9 protein-coding genes are annotated in these 22,167 nt (G+C 60.5%); 6 read left to right on the forward strand and 3 right to left on the reverse strand.

Going from position 1 to position 22,167, the window contains the following annotated elements:
- Positions 1–7: 7 nt before the first annotated feature.
- Positions 8–2,197 (forward strand): sialate O-acetylesterase, encoded by a 2,190-nt coding sequence (locus tag Mal15_RS12975; RefSeq protein ID WP_147868158.1) that lies wholly within the window; start codon positions 8–10, stop codon positions 2,195–2,197.
- Positions 2,198–2,290: 93 nt separating this feature from the next.
- On the opposite strand, the gene Mal15_RS12980 is transcribed toward Mal15_RS12975, so the two are convergent.
- Positions 2,291–4,144 (reverse strand): ABC1 kinase family protein, encoded by a 1,854-nt coding sequence (locus Mal15_RS12980; RefSeq protein ID WP_147868159.1) that lies wholly within the window; start codon positions 4,142–4,144, stop codon positions 2,291–2,293.
- A 290-nt stretch (positions 4,145–4,434) separates the two neighbouring features.
- On the opposite strand from Mal15_RS12980, the gene Mal15_RS12985 reads away from it, so the two are divergent.
- The 4 genes from Mal15_RS12985 to Mal15_RS13000 all read left to right on the forward strand — a co-directional run bounded on the left by Mal15_RS12985 (position 4,435) and on the right by Mal15_RS13000 (position 9,400).
- Entirely contained in the window at positions 4,435–5,445 is a 1,011-nt protein-coding gene (locus tag Mal15_RS12985; protein ID WP_147868160.1) for an AAA family ATPase, read from the forward strand.
- 290 nt (positions 5,446–5,735) lie between these two features.
- Positions 5,736–6,710, forward strand: a complete 975-nt coding sequence (locus Mal15_RS12990; protein WP_147868161.1) for a lipase family protein — start codon at positions 5,736–5,738, stop codon at positions 6,708–6,710.
- An 85-nt stretch (positions 6,711–6,795) separates the two neighbouring features.
- Complete coding sequence (locus Mal15_RS12995) at positions 6,796–7,809, forward strand: AAA family ATPase (protein WP_147868162.1); 1,014 nt, start codon at positions 6,796–6,798, stop codon at positions 7,807–7,809.
- Complete coding sequence (locus tag Mal15_RS13000) at positions 7,802–9,400, forward strand: Ppx/GppA phosphatase family protein (protein ID WP_147868163.1); 1,599 nt, start codon at positions 7,802–7,804, stop codon at positions 9,398–9,400. Before Mal15_RS12995 ends, Mal15_RS13000 begins: the two co-directional genes overlap by 8 nt.
- A gap of 168 nt (positions 9,401–9,568) precedes the next feature.
- On the opposite strand, the gene Mal15_RS13005 is transcribed toward Mal15_RS13000, so the two are convergent.
- Together Mal15_RS13005 and Mal15_RS13010 are read right to left on the reverse strand one after the other, a co-directional pair.
- Positions 9,569–10,408: a hypothetical protein gene (locus Mal15_RS13005; RefSeq protein ID WP_167546772.1), complete on the reverse strand. Its 840-nt coding sequence runs from the start codon at positions 10,406–10,408 to the stop codon at positions 9,569–9,571.
- Positions 10,409–10,564: 156 nt separating this feature from the next.
- Positions 10,565–16,480, reverse strand: coding sequence for a dockerin type I domain-containing protein (locus Mal15_RS13010; protein ID WP_147868165.1), 5,916 nt, complete (start codon positions 16,478–16,480; stop codon positions 10,565–10,567).
- A gap of 362 nt (positions 16,481–16,842) precedes the next feature.
- Between Mal15_RS13010 and Mal15_RS13015 the strand changes: the two genes are divergently transcribed.
- Positions 16,843–22,152 (forward strand): protein kinase domain-containing protein, encoded by a 5,310-nt coding sequence (locus Mal15_RS13015; RefSeq protein WP_147868166.1) that lies wholly within the window; start codon positions 16,843–16,845, stop codon positions 22,150–22,152.
- Positions 22,153–22,167 lie beyond the last annotated feature (15 nt).

Consider the following 22,167-nt stretch of genomic DNA (forward strand, 5'->3'; position numbering starts at 1 on the left):
GATTCACATGAGAAAACGGGCTTTGATGAAGTTGATCGTGATGCCTTTGATTTGCCTGATGGCGTGTTCACTGGCGTACACACAGGCAAGGGCCGACGTGCGTCTGCCGGGCTTCATCGGCGACCACATGGTGCTGCAACAACAGCAGCCCGTGCGGCTTTGGGGCTGGGCCGATGCAGGGGAAACCGTCGAAGTCTCCTTGGCCGAAAACAAGGCCACCGCGACGCCCGATGAAACGGGACGTTGGCAAGTCGAACTGCCCGCGATGGACGCCAGCAATTCCCCCCAGACCTTGACCGTCAAGGGAAACAACACGATTCAGGTGAACGATGTCCTGGTCGGCGAAGTGTGGCTGTGCTCGGGGCAGTCCAACATGGAGTGGTCGGTTGCGGCCAGTGCCAACGCCAAGGCCGAAATCGCCGCGGCAGACTACCCGCTGATTCGACACATCAAGATCCCACGCAATCCGTCCACCACGCCGCTTGACGACGTCAGCGCCCCGTGGAACGTCTGCTCGCCCGATACCGCGGGCAGTTTCACCGCGTGCGGATACTACATGGCGCGGCGGTTGCATCAGGATCTCGGCGTGCCGATCGGATTGATCAATTCTTCCTGGGGCGGCACGCGTGTCGAACCCTGGACGCCGCCGGTCGGGTTTCGCACCGTCGACGCGTTGGAGGGCATTTACAAGTCGGTCGTTCAGCGGACGCCTGGATCGGAATCCTATCAAGCGACGCTCGAAAAACACATCGACGCGACCCGACAATGGATCGACGGTGCCTCCGATGCGTTGCGATCAGGAACCGCGGTTCAGCCCAGCCCCGCGTTCCCGGAAGGGTTGCTGCCGTTCAAAAGCCATCAAGACCCGACCATGCTGTACAACGGCATGATCCACGCGTTGGTCGGATTCCCGATCCGCGGTGCGATCTGGTACCAGGGCGAATCCAATCACGCCGAAGGCATGCTGTATTTTGAAAAGAAAAAGGCACTGATCGGCGGTTGGCGAACGTTGTGGAAACAGGGCGACTTTCCCTTCTACTACGTCCAAATCGCACCCTTCCAATACGGCGACGAAGACCCCACGATCCTGCCCCGATTCTGGGAAGCCCAAGCGGCGACTGAGCAACTTCCCAACACCGGCATGGTCGTCATCAACGACATCGCCACGCTTGACAATATCCATCCGCCGAACAAGCAAGACGTCGGCAATCGGCTGGCACTGCTGGCCTTGAAAAATGACTACGGGAAGGAAGACTTGGTCGCCCACAGTCCCGAGATGGAGTCGATGGAAATCTTGGACGGCCGGTTGAAGATCACGTTTCGAAATACCGGCGGCGGGCTGAAAACGCGCGACGGCAATCCGCCCCGTCACTTCGAAGTCATCGGCGCGGGCTCGGGCGGCTACCAACCGGCCGACGCCACCATCGACGGCGACGCCGTGATCCTGTCGTCCGACGCCGTCGACAATCCCGTTGCGTTCCGATTCGCCTGGGACAAGTTGGCCGAACCCAACTTGACCGGCGGGACCGGTTTGCCGGTCGGGGCGTTTCGCGGCGGCGAGGAACCGGACTTTTTGAGCACGCTGGCGATCGATCGCGAATACCAGCTGGTCTATGACATCGATTTAGGCAAGCTGAATCAACGCGTTCAATACGATCTCGACCACAGCGATGACGTCTCCGCGTTCGATCGCATCGGCTACCTGTTAGAACTCGGGACCGGGGCGGGGCAAGATCAAGCCGTCTTTGTTTCGATGAACGCGTTTACCGATGACGCGAAAAAAATCGGCCTCCCGACCGCGTCCTCGGGCGCGCATTTTCAACAGTCGGTCGAAGCGATGGACGTGTTTTCGTCGACCGACAGCGTGGACCAAGGCCGCGCGATCGCGACCGGCAACATTGAATTCTGGCCCAGCAATTACGGGCCGGCCAACAAAGCCGGCGTCAAGAACGCGTCGGGATCGCGATTCGACTTCGGCGACGAACCGGCACCGCCGACGGCGGGCTACGGTTCGATGCAGGTTCACAACTTCGGCAAGCGGCAAACCGTGTTCGCCATCAACCACTGGAGCGCCGCTGATCGAGCCGACATCGGGATCGGCAACAGCCCCGGCGACAACCGCGACTGGACATTTTCTGCAAACGCCGGTTCCTACGCCAAGAAACGGTTGCGCGTCTACGTCCGACCGACCAAGTAGCCACCCGACGGCGCATCCGAATTGCATCCCACGCTCGCCTGATCACCGTTTTCGTTCGCCCCACGGGCATGCTCATCCGTAGCCTGGGGGCATTCAGTCGTCGTTGTTGCGTGTCAGGTGGCCGCTGCGGGCGATCGCCAACAACAACCACAGCATCACCGCGATGCTTCCCAACATGCCGATCAGCCCGAACAAGCTGATCGGCTCCAACGTGGTGACATACAACGGGATGGATATCAGCGGAGAGACCTGCTGGGCGAGCAACAGGGACGATCCCAAGAACACCGCGCTGGCCATCACCCCCAGCACCAGTCGGTTGACCGAGGGGCCCAACCGCTGGTGTTCCAGTGTGATCCGGGTTTCCCCGCGGCGAACCATTTGCAGCAGTGAGACCAATTCGTCGGGGGCCGATTCGAGAAAGCTTTCCGCCTCCAAATAGATTCGCCGCGCTTGGCGGAATCGCCGCTGGGGGCTCAACCGGCGGAGCATCGTTTTGTGAGCCAGGGATCGGATCACTTTGAGCGAGTCGAAACTGGCGCCTAGCTCGGACAACGTGCCTTCGAGCGAGATCAGCATTTTCAGCAACAGTGCGGACTGGTTGGGCAGTTTGATCGAATGTTTGTGTAGCAATTCGGTCAGGGCGGTCAACGCCCCGGCCAGATCAAACTCGTCCATCGATTGCTGGCCGTAGGTGCCGATAAAGTCGGCGACGTCGATCGACAGCGCGGATTCGTCCAGGGTCGGAGGTGCTTCACCGACGCGTCGGATCAGACGCGTCAAGCGGTTTTGATCACCCGAGGAGATCGCGACCAGCATGTCTTCGATATTCTCGCGGAGCTTTTCATCGATTCGGCCCGTCATCCCGAAATCCAGGATTCCCAGTCGGCCGTCTTCCAACAGGAACAGGTTGTCGGTGTGGGGGTCGGCGTGAAATTGGCCTTCTTCAAAAATCATCGCCAAATAGATGTCGGCGATCGCGTGACCGATCGCTTCGCAGCGTTCCGCATCCAGCGTGATCGGGGGCGATGATTCAGCGTCGTGCGCAGCGTCGTGCCCCGCGTCGTTGGGTCGCCGCGGGGCACCGTTGTCGGCGGATTTCCCGTCGGGGCGGGGGATCAGCGTCGAGGCGGGTGAGGGGACCGCAGAGGGCCGGAATCCGCTTCGCTCGGCGTCTCGCAAGCAGTCGGCCAGCGAGCGGCCCATCAATTCGTCCATCACCAACACGCGGCGGGTGCACAACTCGGCGATCGGATTGGGGACGACGACATCAACGCTATGACTGGCGACCCAGGTGGAGAAGTGTTCCAGCGATTGCCGTTCGCGGCTGAAATCCAGTTCGCGGGTGATGATCGGTGCCAGTTGCCGGACGACATCGCCCGGTCGCCATGCCGCCACGGTTTCGACCCGCTCGGCCAACACCGCCAATCCGCTCAGCACTTCAATGTCCTGTTTGACCGTTCTTTCGATGCCCGAGCGCTGAACCTTCAGGACCACCCGGCGGCCGTCGTGCAGCACCGCTCGGTGGACCTGGCCGATCGAGGCACTCGCCAGCGGCTGGGCATCGATGCTGGCGAAATAGGCCTCGTAGTTCTCGCCCAGTTCTTTGGCGAGGGTTTGTCGCACGGTGTCGATATTGTCCGGACGCACATTGGCCCGCAGCCCCTTGAGTTCCTCGCTCAGGGCGACGCCGACCAGGTCGGGGCGGGCGGCCAGGATCTGGCCGAGCTTGATGAAGGTTGGGCCCAGATCGGTCAGCGCCATCCGCACCCGCTGTTCGCGCGTGTACTCCGTCAACGGCGTGCCGCGATGATCTTTGAACCAACCCCGAAAGGGCAACCGACGATGCTGGCTCAGCCAATCCGCGAGCCCGTAGCGGCGCAGCACGGCCAGAATCTCGCGCCAGCGGCGCAGATTCCGGTACAGCTGGGGGATCGCGGTGATTTTCATGCGGGGAGAGGAGAGATACGTCGCAGACGGTGTGTTTCCGGTAGCGGAAATTGCCAAAAGCCTGTGGATGCCAGCCCGACGCGTAAGCGAGGGACGCGGCGAAACCCCTCGCTTACGCTTCGGGCTAGCACGGCCGCGTCATTCTAACCCGAGGGGCGAAACTCCAGCCGTGGCGGGGCGCCGCAAAAAGTTTTAGACAAATAAACGAATCGAATGGATCAGTTAAACTGGTACTCAGCCCCCACCGCCGGTGCCCCGCATCCACTCGTCTTTTCGTCGATTTGCCCCTGATGACCGAAGCCCCCCCTGTTGTTGACCCGACCGCCGTAGCCCCGGGGGCCGGCGATGTCGCCAATGTCGCCGCGGTTTCCGATTTCGCCAAGCGGGTGATCGCAAACGTCGAACATGCGATTGTCGGTAAGCGAAAGCAATTGGTGTTGTCGTTGGTCGCGTGGCTGAGCGGCGGGCACCTGTTGCTCGAAGACGTCCCGGGGGTGGCCAAGACCATGCTGGCCCGGGCGCTGGCCAAGAGCATCGGCTGCCAGTTTAAACGGGTCCAATGCACCCCGGACTTGTTGCCGACCGATGTGACCGGGACATCGATCTTCAACCAAAAGGAAGCCGAGTTCGAGTTTCGTGCCGGGCCGGTGTTCACGCAGGTTCTGTTGGCCGACGAAATCAATCGGGCGACACCGCGGACCCAGGCCTCGTTGTTGGAGGCGATGGCCGAGGGGTGTGTGACGGTCGACGGGACGACGCATGTGCTGGAAAAGCCGTTCTTGGTGATCGCGACCCAAAACCCCGTCGATCACGAGGGCACGTTCCCTTTGCCCGAGGCCCAATTGGATCGGTTTCTGATGCGATTCAGTTTGGGGTACCCCACGATGGAAGAGGAGATGCGGATGCTGGACTTGCTTCAGCACACGCACCCGATCGACGGTTTGAAAGCGGTTGCGACGGCCAAAGAAGTGCTTGCGGCGCAGGCGGAAATCCGCAAGGTTCACGTCGATCCCCGCGTGCGTCAGTATTTCTTGCAGATCATCGAACAGACGCGTCGTCACAGTGATCTCGCGCTGGGGGGCAGCCCGCGTGCGACGATCGCATTGTTCCGCTGTGGGCAGGCGATGGCGGCGATTCGCGGGCGCGGATTTGTCACCCCGGATGACATCAAACGCGTGCTGCCCCCGGTGATGAATCACCGCTTGATCCTCCGCGGGGAATCTCGGCTCCGCAAAGTCACCACGGAAAGCGTGTTGCAGGACATCGTCAGCGAAATCGCGGTCCCGACCGTCTCGGCGTAGCGAATCGACCCGCTGCCAGCGTTTCCGGTCGCCGAACGCGCCAACGGTTGGGCGATTGAATCAGCCGTTTGGCGCGAGCCGACGGGCACCTACTTTATGAGCCGACGGCACTAGCCGCGGGCCTTGGATTGCCCTTCGAGACTTGCAAGGCCCGAGGCTAGCGCCTACGGCTCAGTTTGCGTTCGAAACGGAGATCGGCGCGGTGGGCTGGTCAGGAGGGGGCCGGCGGACGTAGGCTGTACGCTGTGACCAGTTCGTCCGTATCACAACTCTGGAAGCGGAGTGCAGAGATGTCTGAAGACGGGGTGTTTGAAGACGTCGCCCAATCCGTCGCCCAATCCGTCGCCCAGTCCGTCGCCCAGTCCGTCGCCCAGTCCGTCCACGCGACCGGCAGGGTGCAGGATCCGGCAGAAGTCCCGTTGGTCATCCATTCGGTCGTCTCGGGGCCGATCGCAGAGATGAGTTTTCTGCGTCGTTCGCTGTTGTTTGCCGAGCTGTCGATGATTGCCTACAACGATGAAGCGGAGGTGAAGGCTGCCGCGGCGATGATCGGATTTGACGACGTGACCTTTTTCGACCGCGACGGTTCACAAGCGTATCGTTTCCGCAACGATCATGATTGTGTGATCGGATGCCGGGGGACCGAGCCGAACGAGTGGAACGATATTCGGGCCGACGCCAATGTCGCCAGTGTGATCGCCGAAACGGTGGGGCGCGTGCACCGTGGCTTCAAACGCGAGGTGGACGATCTGTGGCCGATGATCGAAACGGCCCTGTTGGACAACCGGCATTCGCTGTATTTCTGTGGACATTCGCTCGGCGGCGCGATGGCGACCATCTGTGCCGGTCGATGCCACCTGTCGCACATCCCCAGTGACCCGGTGGAGTTGTTTACGTTCGGGAGCCCGCGGGTGGGTAACAGGAGGTACATCAACTACGTTAAACTGGACCATTATCGCTTCGTCCACAACAACGACATCGTCACGCGGGTGCCGCCGTCGATCCTGGGTTACCGACACAGCGGAAGTGAAGTCTACTTTGATCGCAACGGACGCATCCGACGACTCGGGCGGGTTTCCAAACGGCGCGACAAGTGGCGCGGGTTTCTCCGCGGGCTTCGGCAATGGAGAATCGATCATTTCACCGATCATTCGATCCATCAATACATCCAAGCGATCGTGGTGGCAGTTCGGGACGAAGAGGCAGGATTGCGAGCGGGCGGTCGGGCGAAACCGGCGTCGGCCTACGCCGGCAGGGACGAATGAGAACGATTCATTGTGAACAGCGACGAGATCGAGACGGGGACCCCGCTGGCGGTTTCGGTCAAACAGGACGGCACGAACAGTTAAGATGAGCTCCACGAACGACCCGATGACGAATCCCGATGAAAATGAGGCGTTGCGTTCAACGCATGTCGAAATCGACGGCGTTCGATTGAAGCTGGCCAAACCCTACGTCGCCCCCGGTCGCTGGATCGGCCAAGCCGAGATTTTCCAACAGCTTTTGGCCTGCTGGATCTCGTTGGATGAAGCCGATTTGCCGCTGACCCCGCGATTGATCGGGGCACCGGGCGTCGGCAAGACGCAACTGGCGATCGCGGCGGCCAAGGCCCAACGCCGTCCCTTGTTCATCTATCAGTGCACCGCCGACACGCGGCCCGAGGACTTGCTGGTGACGCCGGTGCTGAGCCAAAACGGCAACATCGCCTACCATGCCTCGCCGTTGGTCACGGCGATGATTTGCGGCGGGGTTTGTGTCTTGGATGAAGGCAATCGGATGAATGAAAAGTCCTGGGCGTCGCTCGCGCCGCTGCTGGACAACCGGCGTTATGTCGAATCCATCGTCGCGGGCATCACGATTGATGCGCACAGCGAGTTTCGCGCCGCGGTGACGATGAACCAGGACGAATCGACGTTTGAAATTCCCGACTACATCATGAGCCGGTTGCAGCCGACGTTGCCGGTCGGGTTTCCCAACAAGCAGGACGAAATGGCGATCCTGCAGTACCACCTGCCCTTTGCCGAGCCGGAGATGCTGGCGATGACGGTGGAGTTTTTGCAGCGTTCGCACCAATTGAAGTTGGAATTCTCGCCGCGCGACGGGATCAACTTGCTTCGCTATGCCCTGAAACGTATCTCGCAAAACCCCGATCATCCGGTCAGCCGTGACATCGCTTGGCAGGAAGCCCTGCAAAGTTGTCTCGGCGACGAAGCGTTGGATTTGGAGCAATTGTCACAGCGGAAAAGTCGAACACTCGGCGGCGACGCCGTCCCGCTGGGGCTGGCCGATTTGTTTTTCGATCCGGACGATCCGATGCACCCCGATCGCGATGACGACGATGATGACGAGGATTTCCATGTCTAATTCGCTTGCGCGGGACCCCGCGGCCGCGTCCGTCGATCCGGCGCCGACAACGATCCAGCGAATCGTCGCGGTCATCGACATCGGTGCCACGGCGATTCGGATGGCGGTCGCCGAGATCCACGCCGGTGGCAAGGTGCGAATGCTGGACCAGTTGGTTCAACCGGTCCAGCTGGGAAAAGAAGCGTTCGACACACGTCGCTTGTCCCGAAAGAGCATCGAACGCGTCGTGTCCGTCCTGTCACAGTATCAACGTGTCTTGCGAGAGTACGGAATCGAGGGGACCTCGGACATCCGCGTGGTCGCGACCAGCGCCGTTCGTGAAGCGTCCAACCGACTCGCGTTCACCGATCGCGTCTTCACCGCGACCGGATTGCATGTCGAACCGATCGACGAGGCCGAAGTCAATCGAATCACCTACATGGGGATCACGCCCGAGTTGCTGGCCCATGCGGAGCTTGCCAACGGCAAAGCGCTGGTGTTCGAAATCGGCGGCGGCAGCACGGAGGTCTTGATCGTCAGAAGCGGGAACGTGCTGGCCAGCAATTCGTTCCGGCTCGGGTCGCTGCGGATGTTGCAAGCGATCGACTTGGCCCGTGCCGGCGTCGATCGCCGCCGCGCCTTGCTGGAAAACCACATCAATCGGACGTTGACGCAGCTGCATGATTTTGTCCGCAGCGACGCACAGATGGATTTGGTGGCGATCGGCGGCGATATTCGCTTGGCGACCCGGCTGATCCTCGATGACTGGCAGCCTCACGAATTGGCGGTCCTGCCGACCGAAGCTTTGGCGGAACTGACCGACGCGGTGCTCAAAATGGGCGATGATGAAATCGTCAAACGGTTCGGCGCCTCGTTTGTCGAAGCCGAAACGTTGGGGCCGGCGCTGCTGTCCTACACGATGGTCGCCAAACAGTTTCGGCTGGAACACCTGTACGTCAGTGACACCAATCTCCGCGAGGGGTTACTGAAAGACATCGCGGCCGGCGGCAGTTGGACGGCGGAGTTTCGCAACCAGATCGTGCGATCGGCGTTATCGCTCGGGCGGCGGTTTCACTTTGACGAGATGCATGCCCGCAGCGTCGCCGAGCTGGCGCGGAAACTGTTTGACCAGCTGCGGACCGAACACCGACTGGATAACCGTCACGAAGTGATCCTTCACGTCGCGGCACTGCTGCATGAAATCGGCATGCAGATCAACGTCCGCAGCCACCATAAACACGCCCTGTACATCATCAAGCACAGCGAACTGTTCGGGCTGTCGCGGTCCGAGCTGCTGCAAGTCGGACTGATCGCGCGGTACTATCGCCGTGCACCGCCCCAACCGAGTCATACCGACTACATGTCGTTGGATTTGGAAACCCGCGTGATCGTCGGCAAACTGGCGGCGATCTTGAGGTTGGCGACCGCCCTGGACGACACCCGGACCAGTCGCATTCGCGAAATCGAATGTCACAACGACGGCAAGCGGTTGATGATTCACGTCCCGGGGGTCCGGGACGTGTCACTCGAACAAATCGCGATGAAGCAACAATCCGGCCTGTTCCGCGACGTTTTCGGGATGTCGGTTGCGTTGCGGGCCGGCGAAACCTAGTCGTCTACCGCAGCTTCGTTTTCGATCGGGTTGGACTGTCGCCGTCCTCTCCGAGGGCGGCGCGGGGTAAAGCTTCGCTTTTTCGCGGCCCGCCGAGTTCGGAGAACACGGCGACCCTCGGAACACGTCGTCATGCACGCCAATCGAGTTGCGGTAGACGGCGTGTGTCTACGCTCCGCAGCCGCAGCTGCAGGGGCAGGTCTGTTGCACCGTTTTCATCACGGTGCAGGGAACCTGTTTTTCAACCGTGTAGGGGACCTTGACGGTGCAGGTGCGGGTCTGTTCGACCTGCACGGTTTCCGGAACGCAGGCGGTGACCATCTTGGTCTTTTTGCGGTATTCCATCGTCTTGTAAGGATGCTTGATGGTCTTGGTTTCCGTTTTCGTGAAGTACTCTTTGACCTTGCGAGTCTTCTTGATCGGCACGGAGATGCAGACTTCGCAGGTGTAGGGTTCCTCGACGCAGACCTCTTTCATCACCGTGACTTCTTTGGTGACTTCGACCGGATTGGGGCACCAGACCTTCTTTTCGGTGCACTTGCATCCGCCACAGCTGTCGCTGGCGACCATTTGGATTTCCCAGTGGCCCTGGTCCTCGATACAGGTTTTGGTTTCGGTGACCGGCACACACTCGGTCCGCTTGCGGATCTTAGTGACGGTGTCCTTTCCGGGGACCATGATGGTGTATTCTTGGTCGACCCAACGGAACTTCGGCGTTTTGACTTCGATGACTTGTTCGTCAACCTTTTCCACGCACACCAGTGCGTTGTATTCGTAGGGGACCTGTTTTTCGACCGTGATCGTTTTGGGGACCAGCACCGTTTCGGTGCGTTGTTCTTCGCGATAGCACGTTTGCGTGACGGTCTTCATGACGGTGCACGGCACTTGGACCGTTTTCGTGCAGACGCCCGCCCCTTTGCATTTGGCACAATCGTCACAGGCGTTGGCGGTTCCGACCAGCAAGGCGGTTGCGGCGGCCAGTCCGCCCCAGGATTTTGCGGCTAACATTTCGGTTGAACTCCCCCGAGTCTTCGAATCTTGTGGTTTCATTGCCGCACCCGGAAACGCCGGTTCGTGCGGTTTCAGGTAAACCCTAGGTCGATCGTGGGGGGAGTCAAATCAACAATGTTGACTTTTGGCAACAATCGTTGCAAAAGGGCTCGGTCATGCCCCACCGTCGATTTCCAACCACAGATCGTCAAGGAAGCGATCGTCATCGTCATCCTGACCGAAGACGCTGTCCACCGCCGGAATCCAGTCGCTCGCCCGGTCGCTTTCTGCCTCGGGGCCGGATGACGTTTGCCTGGCGATCGCGTTGATCACCATCAGTGCATCGGACGGTTCGATGGCACCGTTTCCGTTGACGTCTTTGGCCCGGTCGGCTTCACTGAGCGTTTGCTCGCCGGAGGCAGAACTGTTTTGCGATCGCGCGACGTGGTTGATCACGACCAGGGCGTCCCGAGCCGACAGGATGCCGTCTTGATTGACGTCGGTCGCGGCAAACGAAGATTGCGTGACGACGGGTGGGGGATTGCTGGTGGTGGCGACCACCGACGCAATCTGACTCGGTTCGGTCACCGCGAGCAATGAAACCGGTGTGTCACGGACCGGTGCAAAGGGGACGAGTATGGGGGAGTTCATCGCGGAAAACGAAACGGCTTCGGCCGGGATGATGATCGCACGCAACCATGTCAGCACGTCCTTTTTGGCTCCGCCATCGCCGATGACCTCGCAATCACGGAAAGCGTCCAGGCCGACCTGGATGCAGACGTCGCCCGGGGTCAGTGAGGATTGTCCGCCGCCGTTGAGCACCTCGCCATCGGCAGACACGATTGAATCAGTGCCGAAGGCCTGGTCGCTCAACAGCACGTCATTGCCGTTTCCGCCGAACAAGAAATCGGTGCCCGGCCCGCCGGTCAGCAGATCCTGGTTGAATCCGCCGTACAGTGTGTCACTTCCCAGTCCGCCGGTGAGCGTTCCCAGGGCGGGTGTTTGGGTGGAGATTTGATCGTCGCCGTCGTTGCCGTCGATGCGAACAAATTCCACATTGGCGATCTCAAAGGGCTGGTCATTGGGCGTGTCATCGGTGCCGACGGTGATCCGGTCGTCACCGCTGGTGCCGACGATTTCGAATTTGTCGTCGCCGCCGCCGCCATCAAAATCGATCAACTGCTCCGTCAACGTCACGTCGATCGTCACGTCGCTGGTCACCGTCAGCAGGTCGTTTGCCGATCCCGACGTGATGTCCAGCGACTCGATCCCCAGCGTTTCGAACACTTCGTTTCCGGTGGTCGCCCTGGGGGAGGCCGGCGTCGTGGTCGCGAGCACACCCTGCGCCGCGGCCGTGATGACGTAGCGCAAATCCAACGCGTCGGTGGCCGCAGCGGCGCTCAGAAAGACGCGGTCTCCTACCGCGACTCCCGACTCGGTCCCTTCGTCCGGGAATTCTGCGTTGTTGACCACCCCCTGATCCACGGTCAGCCCTCCGGGGGCGTTGTCACCGCCGTCAAGGAACAGTTGGCGGGTCGCGGCAACGGCGTCGCTGCCCAGGGGATCGTTGTTGATTCGGCCCAGGTAACCGGCGGCATCGGATCCCGCCGCTGTTAAAGTGAAGGTGTCCTCGCCCGCGTCGCCACTGAGGTCAACGACGGTGTTCAGAAACACTTCGTTGACGTTCAGCATGTCATCGCCGTCACCGGCGGACACCACCACAACGGCCGATCCGGTGCGGGTCGGTGCAGCGGTTTCAACGCCCAAGGTCACGGTGTCGCCGCCCGTTTCGGTGTCAATTTGCAGCCCCGCCTGGTCGCCCAGCGAGTTGACCGAAACCGCATCACCGGCGGTGCCCGTCGAAACCAACGTGACACTTGATTGGCCGGTCGGGGTGATGTCTCCGGTCGAATCGATGGTCACGTCATCGACGCCATCACCGGTCGAGATCCGGCTGATCGCACCGTCACCCGTGTTGGTGACCGTCACCGCGTCGATACCGGCAAAGGTGTCCAGATTGAACGTCGTGGCGTCCGCAGTCGATGCCACGGTGACGGTGCTGTCACCGCGACTGGTTCTCAGATTCAGCGTCTCGGTCGTTTCATAAGTCACCGTTCCCCCGGTGTCTCGTCGAACCGTGGTGGCTGAGACCGAGTAGCTGTGGGCTGTCAGGGAGAATTCGTCTGAAACATTGAGCGTATCGCCGCTGTTGACGGTGGTCGTGACCGTGACATCCGATCCGATCGTCTGTCGACCGCTTACCGATTCAGGCGTCGGCGTGGCATCGTGGGCTTCACCGAAGACACAGATGTCCCCGAGGATTGCGTCCAGGTGACCAAAAAGATTCCCGTCGGGATCGGCCGGAGTGCCATCGGCCGTGGACGTGATGTTGAATGTATCGTTTCCGTCGCCTCCGGTGACGTCCACCGCGCTATCCGTCGCGGTTGCCTGGATATTGGTGACGTCGTTGCCATCGCCCAAGGAAATCGCGGTCGCCGAGGTGGTCCCGGTGCCGAGCAGGGTCACCGTGTCATTGTCGGCCCCCGTGTCGATTGCCAGTCCGCTTTCGGCGCCGGTGGTGGTGACCGTGACGGTGTCTTCGCCCGCACCGGCCGACAACCGCGTCACGCTGGCATCAACGACACCGGGAGTCCCCGTGGTGCCGGTGTTCAGAACGTCGATCGTGTCGTTGTTGTCACCCGAGTCGACGAGCAGAACGCTTTCGATCCCCGTTGTGGTGACCGTGATGGTGTCTTCGCCGGCGTTGCTGCTGACCGTCGTGCGTGTACGGTCGCCGGTTGTGGTGATCGTGATCGTATCGTCCGCCGTGCCCGTTTCCAGATTCAGCGTTTCGATCGTGTCATAGATCAGCGGGACGACCAGCGCCGTCGTCGTCAACGTCGTGGCGTCAAGCGTGTAGGTATCCGCCCCGGCATTGCCTTCATTGCTGATGTTCAGCTCGTCACCCAGATCATAGTCTTGTGTGACCGTGATCGACTTGGCCGTGACGGTTTCGGTGACGCCCGGCGTGGCGGCAATCGGATCTTGGCCGTAAACGCAGATGGCACCCAGGATGTCGTCGAGCACGCCGGCGGGGTTGCCACGCATGACGGCGCGATCGGTGCTGCGCGAGCCGGCGGCGTCGGAGGAGATGTTGATCGTGTCCAATCCGGCGCCGGCAAAAATATCGGTCGCGCTTCCGGTTGCGGTGGCCCGCACGTTGATGACGTCGGAGTCGTCGCCGGTGTCGATGTTGGTCGCCGACAGTCCGCCGGTGCCAGACAACGTGACCACATCGTCACCGCCCCCGGTGTCGATCGCCAGCCCGCTTTCGGCACCGGTCGTGGTGACCGTGACATCGTCATCGCCGTCACCAGTGGTCACCCGCGTCACGCTGGCGTCGACCACGCCGGGCGTCGCGGTCGTGCCGGTGCCGAGCACATCGACGGTGTCGTTGTCGGCGCCCGAATCGATGACCAACACGCTTTCGATTCCCGTGGTGGTGACGGTGATGGTGTCACCGCCGGCACCGGTGTTGAGGGTTGCCCGCGTTCGATCGACGGTGCTGGTGACGGTGACGATGTCGCCGCCGGAGCCGGTTTCCAGGTTCAACGTCTCGATCGTGTCGTAGGTCAGCACGCCGACCGGTCCGCTGCGAGTCAACGTGGTTGTGTCGAGCGTGTAGGTCTGTGCGAACGCGTTGCCTTCGTCACTGATGTTCAATTCGTCGCCGAGTTCATAGCTTTGCGTGACGGTGATGGTTTTGGCGGTCACACTTTCGCTGATCCCCGGCGCGGCGATGCCGGGATCGTGGCCGTAAACGCAGACGTCGCCCCGGATGTCATCGAGCACGCCGGCGGGGTTGCCACGCATGACGGCGCGATCGGCGCTGCGCGTGCCGGCGGCGTCGGACGAGAGGTTGATCGTGTCCAGACCTGCGCCGGCAAAGATATCGGTCGCACTGTCGGTTCCCGTGGCTCGCACGTTGATGACGTCGGAGCCGTCGCCGGTGTCGACGTCGGTCGCCGAAAGTCCACCGGTGCCGGCCAACGTGACCACATCGTCTCCGCCTTCGGTGTCGATCGCCAGTCCGCTTTCGGCGCCGGTCGTGGCGACCGTGACATCGTCGTCGCCGTCTCCGGTGGTCACCAGCGTCACGCTGCCGTGGACTGTGCCGGGAGTCCCCGTGGTGCCGGTGCTGAGCACATCGATCGTGTCGTTGTCGGCGCCCGAATCGAGGACCAGTACGCTTTCCAGACCGGTGGTGGTGACGGTGATGCTGTCCGCGCCGGCGTAAGTGTTGATGGTCGTCCGCGTTCGGTCGCCGGTGGTGGTGATGCTGACGTCATCGCTGTCGCTGCCGGTTTCAACTACTAGCGTTTCGATGTCGCTGTATGACAGGCTGCCGGCAAAACCGGACGATGCGAGCGTGGAATCAGTCAATGCGTACGTTTCCGCGGCGGCGCTCGCGCTGTCGGAAAGATTCAGTTCGTCGCCCTGTGCCAGCATCGCGTCGACCGTGATGGTTTTGGCGGTCACGCCAGCGGGGGTCGTCGGCAGGGCTTCGCTTGCTCCTCCATCGATGACCAGCACGCCGTCGATCGCGTCCAGCGAGGTCAGGCCGACGTTGATGATGTCATTGCCGACGCCACCGTTTAGATTGACCGTCAGCGTCGCTCGAACATTGGCGATGCTGATGGTGTCGCTGGCGTCGTCTCCATTGACGGTCAAAATCGGAAATGCAGACAAACTGTCGCGATCCAAAATATCGATGACGTCGTCACCGGTTCCCGCGTTGATGGTCAACGAGTTGGTGGGATTCAAGAAGTCGACCAATTCTCCCAACGTCGAATCGATTCGATTGACGTTGTCGGCGGCGACGAGGTCATCGGAAAGCGTGATCGTCTCGGCGCCGCCGGTGAAGGTAAAGACGCGGTCGACGGCGCTCAGGTTGTCGACGATCGGTTCCAGCCCGGTGTAGGTAATCGTTCCCGAAGTCACCGCGTCAAAGTCGATCGAAATCGATCCGCTCATCTGATCGTTGACCGGCGGGGCAAAGCTGTGATTGACATTCAGTGCGGATCCGTTGACCAGCCGAATCGCGTCGCCGGGCAGACCGGGGTTATTGGGGTCGTTCAACGGATCGGCGCCGTCGACGAAAATCGGGGTTGAGATCATCCCGCCGCCGTAATCGATCGTCAGCGTGTCCCGGTCGGTGCTGCCCTGGACGGCGATGTTGGCGATGGTTGCGATCGGGACGCGGCTGAGCATGTTGCCGCTGACGGTGTCGTTGACGCGCAGATCGGTGCCGTTAATCACCAACGTGTATTCATCCGCGGTCCCGTCCGAGACGGCCGGGAAAATGAACAGATCGCTGATGTCGATGGACGCCGAGTCGCTCGACGTCAGGCCATCGGCATCGGTCACCGTCAGATCGATCGTGTGCGAGCCGACACCGATATGGTCGATCACGGTCATCCAGGGAATCGTCGCGACCGGGGTGTTGGTGGTGAAATCCGCCGTGCCGTCTTGGTTCAGGTCCCAGGCGTACGTCAACGTCTCCCCGGCGTCGGGATCGATGGTTCCGCTGGCGTCGACGTTGATCGTCAGCCCGGCGTCGATCGCGTACGGTCCGCCCGCATCGGCGACCGGCGCTTCGTTGACATCGGCCACCGTGATTTGAAGCGATTGTGTGTCGGAATTCGAATCGCTGTCGGTGACCGTCACGTCGACTTCATACACGTTGTCTTGATCGTCGTCGATGGGCTGTTCGAAGTCCGGCGATGCGAGGAATTGCACAACGCCCGAATTGGGATCAATGCTGAACCGATTTTGGTCCGCACCGCCGGCGAAGGAATACGTCAATCCGCTGCCTTCGGAGTCCACGTCGTCGGTCGATTGAACGTCAATCGCCAGCGGCTGATTCTCATCCACGGTGACCGTGTCGGACGAAGTGATGACGGCCAAAAGACGGCGGTTTTCAAGCGACTCGACCAAGCCGCGGCGACGTTGGCTGCGTTTGCGGGCATCGGTTCGGCGCCGGCATTTGGAAATCGAGCCGAGCAGACGTTGGGGCCAGTGTCGCGACATGACGGAACCTGGAGGACCTGATGGCGTGTGGTGAATTAATGTCGATCACTCGGAAGTGTGGTGATTCCACTAACGTCGACCGATTTTTGTGGAGACTCCGCGGCGAAAAAACGAATTCGATCCCCTATTCGATCCGCTTCTCTCACCCCCGAGTAAAATCACCCCGCCGCGAAAAACAAGCCAACACTCACAAAAGGACCAACTTGCCTGTTTTCCGCCAATTGTCAGCTGCCCTCTCGCAGCGTCGCGTAAAATCATGGGTGCAGATTGGTGGCACTCAACAACGCTTGAAAGCACACGTTAAGCTGGTATCACTGGGTTGGCCCCCGATTCGAAATACCCGCCTGACTTGACCCCCTCTTATGAGTAACGCGCCTCCCGTCGAATTCCATCCAGGGATGGAAGTTGTCCCGGGCTACACCCTGATTTCACCCCTCGGCAGCGGGATGGCGGGGGACGTTTGGCAGGCCCAGGCCGCCGGCGGGATCAAGGTCGCCCTGAAAGTGGTGCGGAATTTGAAGGACTTGGGCGGCCGCAAGGAGCTCAAGGCGCTCAAGACGATCCGCGACGTGCACCACCCCAATCTGTGCCCGCTGTTCGGATTTTGGACCAAAGACGCCGATGGGAGGGTGTTGGCCGACGGCGAAACCGAGGATTTGACGCTCGATTCGATCAGCGGCGTGGGGCTCGGTGTTGGACCTGGACAAAAACCTTCCGGGCAAAAGCCGTCCAGTCAATCCGGACACGGTCCCCCGGAACCGCCGTCGCCGGACGCCCCGAGCGACCATGCGGTGGAAATGGGCGGCACGATGGCTATTGGGAGCGGGATGCCCTATTCGCCTCCCGCCGCGGAGTCGCCCGCAGAAACACCGGTTCAAGCGGAGCCCGCCAAGCCCAAGGTCACCGCCGAACAGCTGATCGTTGTGATGGGGCTGGGCGACTGCACGCTTTATGATCGTTTGAAATTCGTGCGTCAGGATGCGGGTTTGGGACCCGATGCCTACGACACCCCGTACGGATTGGACGCGGCCGAAGCGGTGCGTTACCTTCGCGCCGCGGCCAGTGCGATCGACCTGCTTAACCAAGAGCACCAGATCTATCACTGCGATATCAAGCCCCAGAATATCCTGCTGGTCGGCGGCGAAGCGCAAGTGTGTGACTTTGGGCTCGCCAAGCAGATGGAAGGCGACATGCGTCAGACCCAGCAGGCCTTTGCAACGCCGGCCTATGCGCCGCCGGAAGTGCTGCACAACGAGGGCTACAGCCGCCAAGTCGATCAATACTCCCTGGCGGTCACGTATTACGAACTGCGCACCGGCCTGCTTCCCTTCGACATCACCACGCACGCCAGCATGCTGGTGGCCAAGTCGACGGGAAAACTGAACCTGGACGCGCTCACGCCGCCGGAACGCAAGGTTTTGCAAAAGGCGCTTCGCCGGGTGCCCAGTGAGCGATACGGTTCGTGCACGGAATTCGTCAACGCGATCGCCGTCGCATCGGGGGTCGAAAAAAGTGGCGGCATCACGATCGGCCGGATCATCACGGCGGTGGCCGTCTTGCTTGTGACGGTGGGGCTGGGGATCGGCGTGTGGAGCGTGGCTCATCCGGAGAGCTTCAAAGAGTTTTTCTTTCGCAGCGAAATCGAGGTCGCGAAAGACCTTGATGACGAGCGGACGAACTACGAACGCACCGAACCGCTGCTGTTTGATGAATCACACGTCACGCTGACTCAAGTGATGAGCCACTCGGCGGAAATCGCCCAACAATCCGAGGGGGAATTAAAAGACAAGGCCGATGCCCTGTTTGCCGACGCGGCGACTCGATTGATCGGCAAGATTCACACCGCGCTGAAACAGTACGAAAGCAGGCCGGGGGCGGTTGTCGCGCAAAAGGAAAGCAAGTCGTTGGCGGGCTGCCTGTCTCGATTGGCCCTTGAACCGGCGGGACCGGACAACGCGATCCTTGGCGGGCTGGAAAGTTGGATGGGAACCAACGACGATCAGCTTCAAAATGCCTGTCACGAATACTTGTCGCTCTATCATGCTGCGGTCGTTCGTTTCGATCTGCTGCTCGATTCAAATCCGACGGTCGAACCCCGTGAACCGTTTCATGGGGCACTGCCCGAACACTTGGACGCCCTGCGCCGATCGCTTGATGATCGACCGGGAGATTTTTCGCAGGGCTCGATCGATTTGACACTGGCGTCCCTGTTACCGGTGTTGGCGACCATGCCGGCCGAGGAGATCAAGACGTGGACGGCCGAGCAATGGCTGGATGAAACGCGTCTGGGCGATCTGATTCGGGCCGAATTGGTCGTTCGCCAATTCGGTCCTCACGCGTTGTATGCCAGACGCTGGGCCGAAATCCGCGAAACATTCACCTTGGCTGTCGAGCCGGCGGTCACCGGGACTGCGACCACCGCGGGTGTAATCCTCCCGGCGACCAGGCAGCGTGTTCTGGACGGCTTTCCGGACCTGAGAACGGAAAAGCAAATCGCCGAGCTGCGGACCGCCGTACAGCAGTCCCTGTGGGGTGAGGTCGAACGATTGCTCGGACAATTGCGCGGGGCGTCGTCGATCAACCCCGAGCAGACGACCGTCCTGGCCGTTGTCGATGCCATGGCCAAACATCGCGCGGCTGACAACGCCTTGGAATTGACGCTGACGTCGATCAAACAGGCGGGCATCGCACCGACTCAATTGCGGCACTTGCGAATGCAACCGTTGCTGGCAAGTTACTTGCGCGAGATCGGACGACGCATCATCGCTGATCCCGACGGCCGGTCGACGCGTTTGTTCACCCAGCTCAGCAGCGCCCGTTGGGTGCAAGACGAACTCCAGATGCCGGTGCCGGAGGAGTTCGTGGCGGCGGCCGCGATTTCGCTACTTCGTGAGAGCCCGGAACTGATTTCCGATTCAGCCGGACAAGCCGAATGGGGGTTGGACCTGGACGCATGGCTGAAGCGACTTGATGAATCGGCGGAGTCTGCCGAGTTGTCAGCCGCGATCCGCATCGAACGGGAAATCGCCGCCGGATCGGCAAACCCATCGGCCGTCTCTGCCGCGACAGAGGTGTTGCGATCGTCCGACCACACCTACCTGGGCGTCATTTCCAAGGACTATGCGGACTACCTGTTGGCTTGCGGAGCTTGCCTTCAGAACCAGGACATCGGGCCCGTGGCTGACAAGCTTGCCACAACATCACGTGAATCGATTCAGGCGTTGGGTCAGACGCGATTGTATTTAGGGACGGACATGCTGGTCCGGCACGCGATCGCGTCGTCCGGTATCGCGGATGATGAAGTCGTGTCGCTGCGATATTCCCAAGGGTCGGTGAACGCCTCTGATTTAAGCCGTTCACGTTCGTACTTGAAGCTCGCCGAGACGCTGGCTCGATCGACCGGTCAAGGATTTCCCACGGCACTGGAAGGTGAACTTTTTCTCCTGACGGTGGCCAGCGGTGGCAGCCAGGCCGGTCAGATCGTCGTCCCGCGATTGATTCGAGAGCGGTTGGAGACTCCCGAGACGACCGCGGACCTCTCCACACAAACCCTCAAGGCGCTGCATCTGATCGGCATCGAAATGCAGAAAGCCGCCGGAGATCCCCGGGAACGACACGACATCGCACTGCGTTTCCTGCTGCGACCGGCGCGCGCCTTGTTGGAGCGGTTCGGACGCGATCGATTCGGCCCCCGGACCGGTGATTCCAACGCCAAGGGTGTCCTGATTCGCATGGTGTTGTTGCCGACGGTCCGTGACGTCGTTTACGAAGCGATGCGGTTCATTGATGGGCAACTGCTGCCGATCGGTTTTCAAAAGGATTTCCCCTGGCCGGTCGACGAAGTCAACAAGCTTTGTCAGGTTTCCGCCGTGGCGTACCGAGATCCGATGACGCGGACGGAATTTCAAGATCAGGACTTTTTTCGTCGCCAACGTGTCGCGATTTCTGCCATCGCCGCACAGGATGCGTCTTTATCACAGGCCGAAACGCGGGCGTTTCTGACCGATGTTGCGATGGCGGCGGTTTCCATTCGCAGTTGCGATGGCCAACAACTCTTGACGCTTGCCGACAAACTTGCCCGATCGGGAAGGGCCACCGATGTCATTCAATTTGTCCGCAGCGAAGGCCTGGAACGATTGGCCAATGTCAGCGAGACACGTGCCCAACGGGGAGTCTTTCTGAAACAGGCGTTCGAGGCTACCGAAGCCGCGTTGGCGGCGACTCCGGGCGACACCGATCAAACCGACCAGGCACAGCTTCTGTATGAAATCTCAACCAAGAGCGCCGATTTGGGTGTCCGACTTGCGTTTTTGCAACAGCCGATCAGCGACAAACTTTCCTACCTGAAACCTTCCCTATCGCGCGCCGATCGGGCGCTTGAACTTTATCTCGATCAGTGGGCCGAAGAAGTCCATTGCCCCATCGTGTCCGCTTACATCACCAAAGGAAATGTCTGTGAAGACATCGCACACTATTGTTCCATCGGTGATGACGAAGTGTCCATCCAACAACGTGAGGAACACTTTCGCTTGGCGATCGCAGCCTTCAAACAAGCCAAAAACAAGAACGACCAGGACCTAAAAACGCGATTCTCTCTCGGACGCTGTGAGTACCGTTGGGCGATCACTTTGGAAGGCAGTGCTAAAGATGCCGTACTGGCCGATGCGTCCAGGTCGCTCGGTGATCCACCCCAAAGTCTGGACAACCTCGGCGAAGTCGAAGCGAACAAGGCTGCCGAGTGGTATGTGTGGAAGATCAATGTCCAATGGGAACGCGACAATCAGAACGACGCCCTGCAGTTGGCGATCGATGCCGTCCAACTGGTCCGCGATCGTCTGGTCCACATTAATATTCGCAGCGATCTGGCACGAAAATGCGCCTGGGTGATGGCAAAAAGCGGACGGCTGAATGAAGCGGTCACCTGTCTGCGGGTTCTTGACGGCGAAGGTGAAGTCAGCGACGTGATCCTGCGGATGGGATTGTTGTCCGACATCGCCTTTTTTGGCAGCAACCCCGACAAAGCGTTGTTCACCGTCCCACTGCGGATTTTGGAGCGAGTCGAAAAGCTCCGGACGCTGGCCGATGACGACGACGCGACCTACGAACTGGCCAAAATCGCGACACGCAGCGTTCGCGAACAGCTGGCAAATCGGATTCGCGGCGTGCAACCCAAAACGTCCAGCACGCCCGAGGACCTGTCGATCGGTCCCCAAGAATTGGATGCCCAACTCGATCACCAAACGGATGGCCGCTACCTGGAACTTTCACGCGTTTTCCTACAGGGCGATGCCGCGGCGCGAAGCGGTGACGCCGATGCGATTTTTCGTTTTACCTGCGACCTCGCCTCCGTCGCCGATTCGATTCCCGATCCCCCGTTCTATGTCGAAGACAGCGACTACATTACCGATAACCTGTGTTTGATGGTGCTGTATTGTTTGAATTACTGGGTCGACGAATTGGCTCAAAAAGACGCGCTGGACAAAAAGCAGATGCAAGAACGTGCCAGGGACGAGTTGACTGCCGAAAAGCATGCCGATGTCGTCCAATGCCTGGACTCTCTGAAGCAGAAATTCTTGAAAGCCCAAAATACCCGGCTCGCCAGGGTCGTCGACGATGCGATCGGAATGGTCGACGATCTGGTGGAACGTGAACCGGAGCTTCCGGGGGCGTGAACAACGCGCTGTCCC

The organism is Stieleria maiorica (assembly GCF_008035925.1).
In the GTDB taxonomy this organism is placed as follows: domain Bacteria; phylum Planctomycetota; class Planctomycetia; order Pirellulales; family Pirellulaceae; genus Stieleria; species Stieleria maiorica.